This is a genomic window from Azospirillum sp. RU38E (genome assembly GCF_900188385.1).
GTDB lineage: Bacteria > Pseudomonadota > Alphaproteobacteria > Azospirillales > Azospirillaceae > Niveispirillum.
In genome coordinates this window covers 104963-118798 of record NZ_FZOI01000010.1, presented here as the reverse complement: position 1 = coordinate 118798, position 13836 = coordinate 104963, and the positions used below count along the sequence as shown (strand labels likewise).

10 protein-coding genes are annotated in these 13836 nt (G+C 64.8%); 5 read left to right on the top strand and 5 right to left on the bottom strand.

Annotated elements, in window-relative coordinates; genetic code table 11:
• Window positions 1-1566, bottom strand: a complete 1566-nt coding sequence (locus CHB97_RS16675; protein WP_160105943.1) for a DUF1302 domain-containing protein — start codon at window positions 1564-1566, stop codon at window positions 1-3.
• 141 nt (window positions 1567-1707) lie between these two features.
• Here CHB97_RS16675 and CHB97_RS16670 point away from each other — a divergent pair, with 141 nt between their 5' ends.
• The gene (locus CHB97_RS16670; protein ID WP_160105941.1) at window positions 1708-3063 is read left to right on the top strand and encodes a DUF1329 domain-containing protein; all 1356 of its coding nucleotides are present in this window, start codon (window positions 1708-1710) and stop codon (window positions 3061-3063) included.
• A 19-nt stretch (window positions 3064-3082) separates the two neighbouring features.
• On the opposite strand, the gene CHB97_RS16665 is transcribed toward CHB97_RS16670, so the two are convergent.
• Genes CHB97_RS16665 through CHB97_RS16655 form a run of 3 tightly spaced genes read right to left on the bottom strand, consistent with a single transcriptional unit; the run spans window position 3083 to window position 7277 of the window.
• On the bottom strand, window positions 3083-5608 hold the full coding sequence (locus tag CHB97_RS16665) for an MtrB/PioB family decaheme-associated outer membrane protein (protein ID WP_089289121.1): 2526 nt from the start codon (window positions 5606-5608) through the stop codon (window positions 3083-3085).
• On the bottom strand, window positions 5605-6855 hold the full coding sequence (locus CHB97_RS16660) for a DmsE family decaheme c-type cytochrome (protein ID WP_200819989.1): 1251 nt from the start codon (window positions 6853-6855) through the stop codon (window positions 5605-5607). The genes CHB97_RS16665 and CHB97_RS16660 overlap by 4 nt, the downstream gene beginning before the upstream one ends.
• Entirely contained in the window at window positions 6852-7277 is a 426-nt protein-coding gene (locus CHB97_RS16655; RefSeq protein ID WP_244559575.1) for a cytochrome c family protein, read from the bottom strand. Before CHB97_RS16655 ends, CHB97_RS16660 begins: the two co-directional genes overlap by 4 nt.
• 269 nt (window positions 7278-7546) lie before the next feature.
• Here CHB97_RS16655 and CHB97_RS16650 point away from each other — a divergent pair, with 269 nt between their 5' ends.
• From CHB97_RS16650 to CHB97_RS16635, 4 genes are read left to right on the top strand one after another with little or no spacing between them, the layout of a single operon-like run.
• The gene (locus CHB97_RS16650; protein ID WP_244559574.1) at window positions 7547-8083 is read left to right on the top strand and encodes an RNA polymerase sigma factor; all 537 of its coding nucleotides are present in this window, start codon (window positions 7547-7549) and stop codon (window positions 8081-8083) included.
• Window positions 8084-8124: 41 nt separating this feature from the next.
• Window positions 8125-8814 (top strand): anti-sigma factor, encoded by a 690-nt coding sequence (locus CHB97_RS16645; protein WP_089289120.1) that lies wholly within the window; start codon window positions 8125-8127, stop codon window positions 8812-8814.
• A gap of 21 nt (window positions 8815-8835) precedes the next feature.
• On the top strand, window positions 8836-9885 hold the full coding sequence (locus tag CHB97_RS16640; protein ID WP_089289119.1) for a polysaccharide deacetylase family protein: 1050 nt from the start codon (window positions 8836-8838) through the stop codon (window positions 9883-9885).
• The gene (locus CHB97_RS16635; protein ID WP_089289118.1) at window positions 9882-10817 is read left to right on the top strand and encodes a hypothetical protein; all 936 of its coding nucleotides are present in this window, start codon (window positions 9882-9884) and stop codon (window positions 10815-10817) included. Before CHB97_RS16640 ends, CHB97_RS16635 begins: the two co-directional genes overlap by 4 nt.
• A gap of 12 nt (window positions 10818-10829) precedes the next feature.
• Here CHB97_RS16635 and CHB97_RS16630 read toward each other — a convergent pair whose 3' ends face one another.
• The gene (locus tag CHB97_RS16630) at window positions 10830-13730 is read right to left on the bottom strand and encodes a response regulator (RefSeq protein ID WP_089289117.1); all 2901 of its coding nucleotides are present in this window, start codon (window positions 13728-13730) and stop codon (window positions 10830-10832) included.
• Window positions 13731-13836: the final 106 nt, after the last annotated feature.

Below are 13836 nucleotides of genomic sequence, written 5' to 3'. Positions count from 1 at the left end.
TCAGAAAGTCCGCGCCAGGGTGAATGCCAGATAATCCCGGTCGGCCAGCCATTGCCGGGCGGGGGAGCCGATGAAATGAGTCAGGCTGATGCTGGCCTTCCAGACGGAACGATAGGTGGCGGTGACGCCCAGGAACAGGTCGCCCGCCCCTTCATTCTGCACCCGGTAGCTGAGGCTCTGCCCGGTGAGATTATAGCCCAGCCCGATGGGCACGGTCAGGTCCAGGTTGGGCAGCACCCGGAAATAGCGGGGTTCGAACAGCACACGCAGCTTGGATGCCACCGGCTTCCATTGCGGGCTGACCGGTGTGGGCTGATGGTCCAGCACGGCGTCAAACGTGGCCTCCGCATTCAGGTCGGCGCTGTCCCACAGCGCCGTGCGGCCGAACGGGGTGGTCAGCGATAATTGCCCATGCAGGGTCTGCCCCGTGACAAAGGCATTATCGCCAGCGGTATCGGCATAGCTGGAACTGGCCAGATAGAGCGGCATATGACGGCGATAGGCCAGTTCACCGGACACCATGCCCTCCCCGGCGCCGGCGCTGAAACTGGCGCCATAAAGCTGGATACCGCCGGGATAGACCAGTTGATAGCGCCCGACGCGGCCATCCGTGGCGCCGGGGCGGACCCAACTGCGATATTGCGGGTCCATGGCGTTGTAGCGCAGGGCATAGAGTCCGTAATCCACCCCATCGGCCTGGATATGCAGGGAGGCACCATATTGCCCCTTGGCCGAGGGGGTGACATCTGCCCCGCGGGAGAGAAAACGGCCGGGCGCGATATAAAGCCGGTCGCCACCCGCCCCCAGTTGATCCAGATAGCTGAAATAGGTGCCGCTGCCCGACAGCCGCGCCGGCCGCCATTCCAACTGATGATAAAAGGACAAGGACAGATCGGCCGTCGGCTGCAGGGTCAGGGCGACCTGCCCCACCGGGCGATAGGCATCGCTGCTATAGGCACTCTGCGTGCCGATGGGGCGGGTGTAATCGACAGGGGCCTGGGAGGCGGCGATGGAGTTGGCGTCATAAAACAGGCTCTCCCCCCAGAGCAGCGTCTGCCGCCCGGCCCGCAGGGTCAGCGGCATGTCGGCCAGGGTGACGCTGCCATAGGCGAAGGCTTCGCGCAGTTCGGCATGGCGGCCGTAAAGGTCGGCCACGGCGGGGGCGAAGCGGCCGGGGGCGGCGGTCGAGGCATTGCCGGCGGGCAGTTGGGCGGCATCCGTACCCTGGCGGTAAACCCGGTCATACCAGGCCATGGCGCTGGCATGGATGCCCCAATCCGCCTTGGCCATATCCAGGGCAGAGACCAGATCCAGCCGGTTGGAGATCAGGCCCGGTTTGAAATTGCGGTCGCCATCATCCCAGTTCAAATCCGCCAGCAGGGCCGCATCCTGGCTGTTGAGGCGGCTGGCCAGCGTATAGCGCAGCATATTGTCCCAGCGGATGGTCAGCCCGTCGGCACTGTAGATTTCCCCCCCAAGCGCCGGCACGCCCGGCAGCAGGCAGGCACAGCCCAACAGCAGCGGCCTGATCCGACGGGACAAAGACGGGCGGAAATGAGTTGCCACTTGTGTCACTTCCCACCCTGGGTAATGATCGCCCCGCCCTGTGGCCCGACGCCGCCGCCGGGCCGCATGGGCAGAACCGGCAAGAGCAACGGGCCGTTGCGGCCTACACGCCGGAGAACAGGGCGTCCGGTGCCGAACCCTATGCGAATATTCGCTGTCCTGTCCATTATCCTGCTGGTCAGCCTTCCCTCTGCCATTGCTTGGGCACAGGTTTCCGAACAAGAAGCAGCGGCGCTGAAAACCACGCTGACGCCCGTGGGGGCGGAACGGGCCGGCAACAAGGATGGCAGCATCCCCGCCTGGACCGGCGGGCTGGTCGATCCCTCCTATGCCGTGACCAGCGGCCCCCGGCGCGATCCGTTTGCCGGGGAAAAGCCGCTGTTTTCCATCACCACCGCCAATTGGCAGGACCATGCCGACCGGTTGCCGGAAGGGGCGAAACAATTGTTCCGAACCCATCCCGGCTACCGGATGGATATCTATCCCAGCCACCGCACGGCGGCGGCCCCGCAGGCGGTCTATGACAATATTTTCCGCAATGCCACCAGCGCCCGCCCGGCGGCTGGCGGCATCCAATATGGGGTGGAAGGTGCCATTGGTGGCATCCCCTTCCCCATCCCGAAGGACGGCTTCCAGGCGGTGTGGAACCATCTGCTGGCCTATTGGGGACCGGCGCGGGAATTGACGGTCAGCACCTATGTGGTGCCGGCGGGCGGCGCGGTTGAACTGACCAGCGCCTATCGGGAGATTGCGGATTTCCCCTATTACTATCCCGCTGCCAAGCCGGCCGATCTGGACGGCTATTACTTCAAAAGCATCCGGCTGGCGACGGCCCCGGCCTCGCGTATCGGGGAGGGATATCTTTACTGGCAGTCGCTGGATATCAAACGGCGGGAACTGGCGGCCTGGCGGCTGTTGCCGGGGGAAAAGCGGGTGCGCAAGGCCCCGCCCATTTCCTATGACGTGCCGGACCCCAATGCCGCCGGCTATATGACGCAGAATGAATATTACATCTTCTTCGGCGCGCTGGACCATTACAGCTTCAAGCTGGTCGGCAAGGCGGAGATGTATGTGCCCTATAATAACAACCGGCTCTATACGCTGCCACTGTCCGGCGTGCTGGGCAAGGACCACCCCAACCCGGATGCGCTGCGGTACGAGCTGCACCGGGTCTGGGTGGTGGAAGGCACGCTGGCCCAAGGCGCGCATGATGTGGTGCCACGCCGCCGGCTTTATCTGGATGAAGACACCTGGATGGCTGTCTATGCCGATGGCTGGGATGAAAATGGCAAGCTGTGGAAATTCGGTCAGGCGACCATGTATCTGATGCCGGACGTGCCGGCCGTCGTGATCGGCAGCCAGTTCGTGCATGATTTTGAACTGGGCGGTTATGCCTTCACCTTCGCCTTCAACGAGGCCCCGCAGCATTACCAACTGACCGCCCCCCACCCGGCAACCTATTTCAGCCCGGAAGCGCTGGCCGCCCGGTCGCGGTGAAGGGGCGGCCACTCCCCGCTCAGAACGTGTACTGTACGAAGAACCCAACCGTCTGCGCCGCGTAATTCTCCGGCCGGACGCCGAGATAGGTGTTGTCCCCCGTCGTCCCCGCCTGCAGGCCGGTATAGTGGAAATCCACCACCCGTTCCTGGTTGAAGCGGTAAAACACGCGGTAGGAGACGGTCTCGGTCAACTGATGCCGCAGCTCCGCCTTCACCATATGGCTGTTATAGGTGATGGCGGGGAAGCCGCTGCCGGCCTGCGCGGCACTCATCACATTGAAGAACGCCTCGGTGCTGGCGAAGCGGTAATTCATCGCCGTCTTGGCATGGGCGAAGACATAATCCAGGTTCAGGGTGAAATCGCCCCAACTATGCAGGCCGTTCAGCCCGGCGGTGTAGATGTCCGACCCCACCGTCTCCGTCCAGCCATTGGCCAGCGGATAGGCGCGGCCGCCGGCTTCCCCCGTCACGCCCTGGCCGCTGGCATTGATGTTGGCAACGTCGCGGTTCTGGTTCTGATAGGTCAGGAAGCTGGTGAACTTGGTCGCCGCCGACATCTGGTAGCTATAGGCCGTGCTGGCATCCCAGGCGCGGGTGGAGCGCAGGCCATATGCTGCATCATAATCGGTCAGCTTCAGGCTGCCGGTCACCTGCAGATCACTGCGGGGGCTCAGGATATAATTGCTCTGGCCGCGCACCACATGCTGGGTGCGGTCGGCCATGTCGAATTTCCGCAGGTCCGACAGCACCCAGGCCACATCACCGGCAGAGCTTGCCGGGATGTAACCCGGCAGGGAGGTGGAGTAATAAGCGCCATAGGGGTTGGAGACATAATCGCTGCCCGTCCGCCGTGCATATTCATAGGACAGGCGCGCCGTGCCCCATTCATACCCGGTGGTGGAAACTTGCAGGCGGCCAATATGATCGTTGCTGTCCGTCACCTCCCGTACCGAATGGTCGACGGCATCGTTGGTGTAGGAGACGTCCAGCTTCAGATGCTTGTCCAGCCGGTAATCGGCCTTGGCCTTCAGGGTCAAACGATCATTGGCGAACGGCATGTTCCGTATCTGCACCCGGCTGCCGGCCTGATCGGGGCGATAGATGCCGCTTTGCGATGGGATGAACGGGGCCAGCCCGCCATCAATCGCGATGTAGCCATATTGGCCCGTCTGCGGGTTGAAGGCGACGTAATTGGTGCGGTTCTCCTCGTTCCGGCCGCGTGCTTCCAGCGACAGGCCCAGATCGGGGGAGACTGTGTACTGATATTGCACCATGTAATTCAGAACATTGATGGCGGCATTCGCAGAGGGCTGCGACAGGGCGCCGGTGCTGTTCCACTGGTCCAGATTGATGCTGTCCCGCCCGCTGGCAATGATGCCGCTGCCGATGGTCGGGGCCAGCAGATCATCATCCTGGCGCATCATCGTATAAGACAGGCTGCCCGTCAGGCGGGAGGAAGGCGAGAGGACCAGCGCCGCATCGCCCTTGAAACTATGGGCATAATTGTCCGGCGGCAGGCTTAGCCGGCCCACCGGCGGGATATACATGCCGGGCGCATTGATGGAATTCAGCCCCGGATTATCCCAGACCAGTTCCCGGTTCTGATTATGGAAGAAGGAACCGGCATAGGCGAAATTGGCCAGGAAATTCTTTTCCTTGTACCGAACCCCGGCGGTGATGTCATAGGTCTGGTAATCGATCGGCAGGGCGATCTGGGTGGCGCCGTTCTGGAACGGATAGCCAAAGGTGGCGCTGATCGGCTGGGTGCCGTTACGCATTTCCACCGAGCCCCGCATGAACAGCTCGGTATTCTCATCCACCGTATAAGACAGCGCGTTGCCCGCCTTTTCGCGGGTGATTTTCAAGGTCAGCGCATCGGCGGCAGCCGCCACATTATTGACCTGGGCGGCGGTGGATTTGCCCGGTGTCAGGCCCGGTTTCAGGGTCAGCCGGTTGCTGCCCACCCCATCCCACAATGATTTGGCCGTTGTGGCATAGGTGTGGGGGATGGAATCAAAGTACCAGAGCGTGTTGAACACGCCATAGCGCCCGATTTCCAGCTGATAATACTGATCCTCCCGCCCGACATTCTGGCCCAGGGCTGAGACATGCAGGGCGGTTTTGCGGTTCTCCGCCGCAAAGCCGATGCTGGTCAGCACCGGCCCACTGTTCCAGGCACCATATTCCTTCAGCGCCGCCGCCCCCTTGTTCTTGCCGAAGGTGCCGATATAGCCGGCCTCCGCCCAGCGCAGCACCCACCAGTCGGGGTTGGCCTCGCTCTGCTTCATCTCCGGGGTCAGGAAGGGCAACGGGTACATCAGGCCGGTGGGCGTGCGCGTCACATCATCCAGCACGGACAGGCCGTTAACGTCACGCCCCCGGTTGTAAAGCTGGCCCTGCGGGTTCAGCACATTGCCGGGGCCGCCATAGCCGGTGGCCGAGCTGTCGGCCAGCGCCTGGGCGGCGCCAGCCAGATCCATCATGTCCAGCAAGGCTGCTGCCAGCAGCCAGCGGGCGGGGGAAGATGTCAGCCGCTTCCTCATCGTTCGAACCTGGAGCCGGAGGGAGAGTTCGAGCCATGCACGTTGGTGTGGCAGGTGGAGCAGGAGGTGGCCAGCAGCCTGGGGTCCGGCATGGCACCACCGGCCATGTTGCCCGCCGTCAGCAGGGCACCGGGATGGCTGGACTGGGAATGGCACTGCTGGCAGAGCACCGGGCGCGGGGCGGTCAGCAGGGCTTCGAAGTTCGACCCGTGCGGCGAATGGCAGTTCAGGCAGCTTTCACGCACCGGGGCATGTTCGAACAGGAACGGCCCGCGCTTTTCAGCGTGGCAGGTGTAGCAGACCTCATTCACGCTGTCGGCCTTCAACAGCGGGGCGGTGTTGGAGCCGTGCGGGTTATGGCAGTCGGTGCAGGACAGCTTGCCTTCCAGCAGCGGCATATGCGACCGGCGGGAGAATTCGGCGTGCTGCGCCTTGTGGCACTGCAAACAGGTCTCGTTGATGCTCTCCTTGGCCGTCAACCCGCGCGAACCGAAATTGGTCATCGGGTTATGGCAGTCCGAACAGCCGACCTGATTGCTGTCATGGATGCTCTGATGCCAGAAAATCCGCTGGCCGCCTTCATGGCAGGTCAGGCACTGGCCGTTCTGTTCCGGCAGCGGGGTTTTGCTTTTCTTGGAAAAGGCGATGATCTTGCTCAGGTCCGACGGGTCTTCCACATGGGCCGAGCCGGGGCCGTGACAGGCCTCGCAATTCTGCGCCTGCCGGTCATTCTGCGGGTTCAGGTTGAAGACCTTGGCATGAACCGTATGGGCCCAGTTCATGCTTTCCTGCTGGTGGCAGGCGGTGCAGGTTTCCTGCCCTACGAAGGTGCGGTCGGTTGCCGGGGGGATGCTGGCCGGTGCGGGGGGGGCCGCAACGGGTTCAGCGGCGGCAACCTGGGTTACCGCCGCCGCCTTGCTCTCCGTCTGGCCGGCGCGTTCCTGCGACGCGGCCATGCCATCCAGCCATTTCCAGGTCGCTGGCGCCTTCTCCGCCACCGGCTTGGTGGGTTCGGCGGCATGGCCTGCCCCCGCACCCGGCAGGGTCACCCCCATGCCGCTATGCAGGGCCGCGATATCGGCATCAATGCGCAGCATGGCCTTGTCATCGACCTTGCCGGCATGGATGCGCGCCATTTCGGCCCGCAGCGCTGCGGGATCGGGTGTCATGCCGGCGGTTTCGGCCTGGGCGGCAACGCCCAGCCCGAAGGCCAGCAGCAAAGCGGGGAGCAGGCGGCCGATCATCATTTACCGCCCAGGCTTTTCAGATAGGCCACCACATCGGCGCGCTGCTGCGCATCGGGCAGCATGAAGGGCATCTTGTTGGCCAGCGAGGCATCGCCAGCATAATCATCCAGATATTTGCGCGGGTTCTGCAGGTACGCGGTCAAGGTTTCTTCCGACCAGACCAGCCCCTTGGCGGCGGCGGCCTTCACGGCGGGGGAATAGCTGTAGCCATCCACCGACCCGGCCGCGCGGCCGACAACACCGAACAGGGTGGGTCCCACCTTGTTCTTGCCCGCTTCCACCGTGTGGCAGGCGGCGCAGCGCTTGAAGACCTGTTCGCCAGCGGCGGCATCACCGGCGGCCTGCGCCGCACCGGCTGTCCCCAGCGCCAGCAGCATGGCCAGCGTTCCAGCGGCCTTCATCATCGTCTTCCCCACAAACATCCGGCTTCTCCCCATTGGGTCCGGACCTGTGACGGATGGGCGGTGCGGTTTATTCCCGTCCCTTGCGAAAAAACTTTTGAAAGATTTTCGCGCGAAAATCGAAGGGACCGGGAATAAGCCCGCCACCCTATCCGTCTGAGAGGGTGAGGCGTGACTTTCCGGGGCATTCAGCCCTGGGAGCCGGTGGATGGTGATTATATGCTGATGCGGCGACGGTACGTCGTACCCCCCCAACCCCGTACCCGATCCGTGTCGGAGAGCCGGTAGCCGTGACACGCCCCAAACAGTTTGCCAATGCGCTGATCGCGCAGCTTCCGGCGTTGCGGCGTTATGCCATGACGCTGGCGGGCAATGTCGCCCAGGCTGACGATCTGGTGCAGGACTGCATTGAACGGGCACTGCGCCAATCGGCGCAGTTGCGGGAAATGCCGCTGCTGTCGGCTTGGCTGCGTCGTATCCTGCGTAATCTCTATACCGATGAGATTCGCAAGGGCCGCACGCGGGGCACGGAGCAGGACATTACCGAACTGGTCGATGCGGTGGAGTTGAGCGCACCGCCGGTCGATACCGGTGCGGCGCGGGATTTTATCGCGGCGGTCAATCGGCTGGCACCCGAACACCGTGAAATATTGTTGTTGGTGAGTGTGGAGGAACTAAGTTACCGCGAGATAGCGGAGGAATTGAAAATCCCGATCGGCACCGTGATGTCCCGTCTGGCCCGGGCACGTGAGCGGTTGCGGTCGGTTTTACAAGGAGAAGGCGCGGAGGTCATACCGCTGCCCGTGGCACCGAAAGACAAGATGTGAGCGAGCATCGACCCATAGAGCCACCGATCACGGAGGAAGAGTTGCACGCCCTTATCGATGGCGAGCTGCCGCCCCACCGTGCGCGCACGGTGGAAGCGATGATCCAGGCGGATGCCACATTGGCCGCCCGCGTCGCCGACTATCGCGCCCAGAAGGCGATGATGAAACAGCTTTACGGCCCCCTGATCGACCGGCCGGTGCCGCAGCACCTGATCGACCGGGCAAACGCCATTCCTGCCGCCCGCCAGAGCTGGGGCGACTGGCGCCGGTTTGCCGCCGCCGCTGTTGTGGCCCTGGTTCTGGCTGGTGGCGGGGCCCTTTGGCTGCGGCCCGGTGCGGCACCGGGCGATGTGGTGGCGCTGGCGCTGGATGCCCGCACCGCCAGCCTGCCCGGCACGCCGGCGGACCTGACGCCCTATAATGAGGCGTTGAGCCGGATCATGGAGCTGAAGGTGAAGGTGCCGGACCTGAGCCGCGCCGGCTATACGCTGGCCGGTGTGCATCTGGAGGAGGATGCGGCCAGCATCGCCTATCGGGATGCGCAGGGCAAACTGGTCACCATCTATCTGCGTCAATCCGACGGCACGGTGCGGTTTGATCAGTTCAAACGGGCCGATCTGCGCATCTGTGTCTGGCAGGATGACCGGCTGTCCATGGTGATGGCGGGCGACATGTCGGCCGCCATCATGCAGCGGCTGGCCAGCATGGCCTATATCGGGCTGACGGCCTGATCCTTTCACCCGAAAGGGAAGATGATGTTGAAATCCCGGCTGGCGAACCTGCGCTTTGAACTGCGCGGCTGGCGGTCCCGGCCAATGCCGGCCAATGCCAGGCGGGTGTTGATCTATCACGGCGTCACCCGCACCGGCGACCGGCGTTTCAACACGCGCTTTGTCTCTGCCGCCCGGCTGGCTGCCGATCTGGCCATGCTGGCCGCCATCCCCGGCCTGCGCTTCGTGCCGCTGGATGATCTGTTTGACCGGCCGGATGCGGCCGGCCCGCGCGTGGCCGTCACCTTTGATGATGGCTATCGCAATTTCCTCACCCATGCGCTGCCGGTGCTGTCGGCGGCCGGGGTGCCGGCGACGCTCTATGTCACCGCCATCCGGGCGGTGCGGGAACTGGCCCATGCGCAGGACTTCCTGCCGGGTGGGGAGCATGAACCCTTTTTATGGGCTGATCGGCTGGACCTGACGGCGTGGGAATATCCCGGCCCGCTGACGGTGGTGGGGGATGTTTTCGTGCAGGACAGCGCCCGGCAATGGCGGCGCCAAAGCGATGGCGTGCCGCTGAAACGCCTATGCAAGACAAGCCCGCCCGGCTTCCTGGCCGAATTGCTGGCCGTCCTGGAACGACATCGCCGCAATGGCGTATCACAGACCCACCTGCCGGCGGACCTGGCGGATTACTGGCGCCTGCTGGATGAAGGGGAACTGGCCCGGCTGGGCCGCCATCCGCTGGTGCGGCTGGGGGGCCATGGGGTCAGCCATTGCAACTTCTCCACCCTGTCCACGGCAGAGGCGGCCGCCGAACTGGCCTTGGGCAAGAGCTGGCTGGAGGGGGTGAGCGGCCAGCCGGTGCATGATTTCGCCTGGCCGGATGGGGATTACAGCCCGGCTTTGGCCGATCTGGCCGAACAGGCGGGCTATCGCCGCCAGGGGCTGACCGATTATGCCCGCGCCGAGGACGTAAATGATCCGCGCCTGATCAACCGGCTGGGCGTGAACCCCTTCATCAGTGCCAGGGCACAGCGCGCCATCGTGGCCGCCGGCGGCTATGGGCACGAGGCTTACGCGGCATGAGCCTGTCCATCGCCCCCCTGACCCCTTCCACCATCCCGCATATGGTCGCCGTCATCAACGGCGTGACGGGCCAGCGGCTGGACCCGGCACGCTGGCAGCGCAAATATGGCCCCGGCGGCCCGGCGGGGCCGGGCAAAGGCTATGTGCTGTATGAGCAAGGCCAGCCCATCGGCTGCATCGGTGCCATCCATTTCCGTATTGAGGCGGCGGCACGGGTGCTCAGCGGCTGGCAATTATGCGACATCTTCATTGCCAAGGGTCTGCGCAACGGGCGGGCCACGCCCATGCTCTATGAAGCCTTGATGGATGAAATCTGGCGCGATGGCGGCGACCTGACCTTTGGCTTCTGCAACCCGATGAGCGGGGCCTTGCTGAAACGCCGCCTGGGCCATCAGCAGATCGGCCGGATTGATCCGTTTGAAATCCCGCTGGGGCCAGCGGGCGGGCTGGGGGCGAAGCTGCGCCGCTGGCTCTGGGCCCCGCTGGCCCTGGCTGGGGTTGCGGCCGCTGACCTGCCACCGGCAATGGTGGCGGCACCGGCGATGGATGCTGCCGGGCAGCCATCCTTCTGGCGGGTGCGGCATGATGGGGATTATCTGGCCAGCCGGCGGGCCATGGGGGCGCATGTCGTCACCATCCGCGGCCGCCTTCTGCTGCTTTCCCCCGGCGGGGTGCTGAAGGTGGGGGGGATGGAACCCGTCACCCCGGCGGAACTGCCGGCCCTGCTGGCTGAACTACGCCGGTTCGGCCGCAGCATCGGCGCCGGCTCCATCCGCTTCATGGTCGACCGGCGCGACCCGTTGCATGACCAGTTGCGCGCCGTGCTGGGCCCCCCGCCAGAGGGCTGGTTCCTGACCGCCGCCCCCAAGCCGGGGGAGGCGATGCCGGCCCAGGGAATGCGCGTTTGCTTTGCTGATTATGAGAATTTTTAAGCGGGGGTGGCTTCAGGCCTCCGGCTGGAACCGTTCTTCCAGATAGGTGAGGGCGTGGGCGGCGGCGGTGCAGAAATCCGTCAACCGGGTCAGGGCCGGGTCGGGCTGGCCAGCGCGGAGGGCGGCCTCCACCTCCCGGCCCAGCACCACCAGATCGCGGCAGCCGAAGCTGCCGGTGGTGCTGATCAGATCATGCAGATCACGGCCCAGCGCGCCCAGATCGCCGGACAGGCGCGCCGCCTCCACCCGCGCCAGCCGCTGGCGGGAATTGGCCAGGAAATTGCCCATCAGGGTGGTGAATTGCGGCGGCGGCATCAGGGCCTGGATTTGCAGGATCGCCGCCTCGTCAATCCCTGGCGGCGGGGCCGGATCGGTCGCCGCCACTGCGTCGGGCGCGCGGCCGCGCCCGGACCAGGAGCGTACCTTGGCCAGAAAAGCCTGATATTCCACCGGCTTGGAGATGTAATCATCCATGCCGGCGGCACGATAGCTTTCCTCCACCCCCGTCATGGCATGGGCGGTCATGGCGATGATGGGGATATGGCGACCGGCCCCTTCCTCCGCGCGGATGCGGCGCGTCGCCTCCACCCCATCCATCACCGGCATCTGCACATCCATCAGGATCAGGTCATAAGCGCCACGACCCAGGGCGGCCAGTGCCTCGGCCCCATTGCCCACCACATCAACGGTGAAGCCGGCCCCGGTCAGCATATGCAGGGCCACCTGCTGGTTGATATAATTATCCTCCGCCAGCAGGATATGCCCGCCGCTGCCCGGCTCCTCCCGGCGGGGTGAGGGATCGGCCGGGGCAGCCACCGGCAGCGGCCGGCCGGTCAGCAGCGCTGCCAGATTGCTGCGCAACAGGGCGTGCAGCACCGGCTTTTCCAGCACCGCATCGGCCAGCCCGGGATCAACCGGATCGGCCACCGCGCCGATGGGGCGCAGGGCCACCAGGGGCGTAGCGGGGAAGCGCTGGCGCAGGGCCGCCACACGGGCCGGGGTCAGGCTGGTGGCCTCCACCAGCAACAGGTCGGCGGCCTCCGCTGCTGCTTCCCCCACCGGGTCCAGGCGGAGCGGCCCCACCTCCACCCCCAGGCTTTCCAGATCGGCGGTCAGGGCCGCCGTCACCAGCGGGCTGGGATCGGCCAGCAGGGCACGGCGGCCCACCAGTTCGGCCGGCGGCGGCTCCAGGGGCAGCGGTTCGGCCAAGGGCCGCAAGCCCACGCGGAACCAGAAGCTGGAACCGGCACCGACCTGGCTTTCCACCCCGATGCTGCCGCCCATCAGCTCCATGGTCTGGCGGCAGATGGCCAGACCCAGCCCGGTACCGCCGAACCGGCGGGTGACGGAACTGTCGGCCTGCACGAACTTGTCAAACAGCCGCGCCTGCGCCTCCTTCGGGATGCCGATGCCGGTATCGGTCACCCGCACCGACAAAAGCGGGCTGCCCGCGTCCCCTTCCAACCGCACCGCCACCACCACCCCGCCCCGGTTGGTGAATTTGATGGCATTGCCCACCAGATTAAGCACCACCTGACGCAGCCGCATCGGGTCGCTGATGGCGCGGGTGCGGGCGGCGGGGGCGATATCCAAAACCAGTTCGATCCCCTGTTCCGCCGCCTTGGGGGCCATCAATTGCACCACCTCTGCGAACAAAGCGGGGATATCGAAATCGAGATATTCCAGCTTCACCTGCCGCGCCTCCAGCTTGGAGACGTCCAGAATATCGTTCAGCAGGCCCAGCAGCAGCTTGGCGGATGATCCCACCAGTTCGGCGGAATGGCGCTGTTCCGGCGTCAGGCTGGTGGAGAGCAGCAGCGCATTCATGCCGATGATGCCATTCATCGGCGTGCGCAACTCGTGGCTCATATTGGCCAGGAATTCGGATTTGGCCTGGTTGGCGGCCTCCGCCGCCTCCTTGGCGCGGGTCAGTTCGACCTGGGCCTGGGTCAGCTTGGCATTGGTGGCGGCCAGTTCGCGGTTGGAGCGTTCCAGCGCCTCCACCAGGGAGGCGCGGGCCTCAGCCAGCCGCACCTCGTCGCGGGTGCGCTCCAGCTCCTGTTCCTTGCGGCGGAACTCCATGGAGATGCGCAGATTTTCCTCATGCAGCCTTTTGCGGCGCACCAGGGCGCGGATACGGGCCTTGATGATCTCCACATCATTGCCCTTGGTGACATAATCGTCGGCGCCGGCTTCCAGCCCGCGCATCAGGTCGGTCTTGCTGTCGCTGGCGGTCAGCATGACGATCTGGAACAGATCCTCCCGCCGGCGGCGGATGGCATCCAGCCGGGCGCAGAGCGCCACGCCGTCAATCTCCGGCATATGCAGGTCGACGATGATGCAGTCGAAGCTTTCCTGCTGCACCAGGGCGGCGGCGGCCAACCCGCTTTGCAGGGCCACCACCTCGTAGCCTTCTTCCTGCAACAGCAGGCGCAGATATTCCAGGAAGGTCGGGCTGTCATCGACGATCAGCAGGCGCGACGCGCGCAGCGAAGGGGCCGCCAGCCCGCTGGAACCCGGCCCGCTGCCGACGGCACGGCGCAGCAGGCCGCTGATGCGCAACACCAGTTCATCGGCATCGGCGGATTTGGGCAGATAGGAATCCGCCCCGCTTTCCAGCCCCCTGAACTCCGCCTCCGCCGTGGCCTCATCGGTCAGCATGATGACGGGAAGCGGGCGGGTGACGGCATTCAGGCGCAATTGGCGGATGAATTCATCCCCGCTCATCCGGGGCAGGTGGTAATCCACCACCAGCAGATCGGGGTGAAGATGGGTGAGTGCCGCCAGCGCCGCCTCTGCCGTGCCACAGATGGTGGAGGTCCAGCCCTGCCCTTCCAGGATCAGCTCCAGCTGAAGCGCCTGGGTGGGTGAATCCTCCACAATCAGAATATGCGGCGCATTGCTGCCGGACATGGCCCCCCGACCGATCCATCCAGGTCTTTACTATGCCCTTATTATGGGAAGCGGCGGATAATGCCCACCCAAAACTGTACAGTAGGCAGCATTTCAGGCCCGCCAC

What these genes read in the sequence shown, in the direction of transcription:
- CHB97_RS16670 (WP_160105941.1), top strand. Translation starts at nt 1,708, where the DNA reads ATGCGAATATTCGCTGTCCTGTCCATTATCCTGCTGGTCAGCCTTCCC.
- CHB97_RS16665 (WP_089289121.1), bottom strand. Translation starts at nt 5,608, where the DNA reads ATGAGGAAGCGGCTGACATCTTCCCCCGCCCGCTGGCTGCTGGCAGCA.
- CHB97_RS16660 (WP_200819989.1), bottom strand. Translation starts at nt 6,855, where the DNA reads ATGATGATCGGCCGCCTGCTCCCCGCTTTGCTGCTGGCCTTCGGGCTG.
- CHB97_RS16655 (WP_244559575.1), bottom strand. Translation starts at nt 7,277, where the DNA reads ATGTTTGTGGGGAAGACGATGATGAAGGCCGCTGGAACGCTGGCCATG.
- CHB97_RS16640 (WP_089289119.1), top strand. Translation starts at nt 8,836, where the DNA reads ATGATGTTGAAATCCCGGCTGGCGAACCTGCGCTTTGAACTGCGCGGC.
- CHB97_RS16635 (WP_089289118.1), top strand. Translation starts at nt 9,882, where the DNA reads ATGAGCCTGTCCATCGCCCCCCTGACCCCTTCCACCATCCCGCATATG.
- CHB97_RS16630 (WP_089289117.1), bottom strand. Translation starts at nt 13,730, where the DNA reads ATGTCCGGCAGCAATGCGCCGCATATTCTGATTGTGGAGGATTCACCC.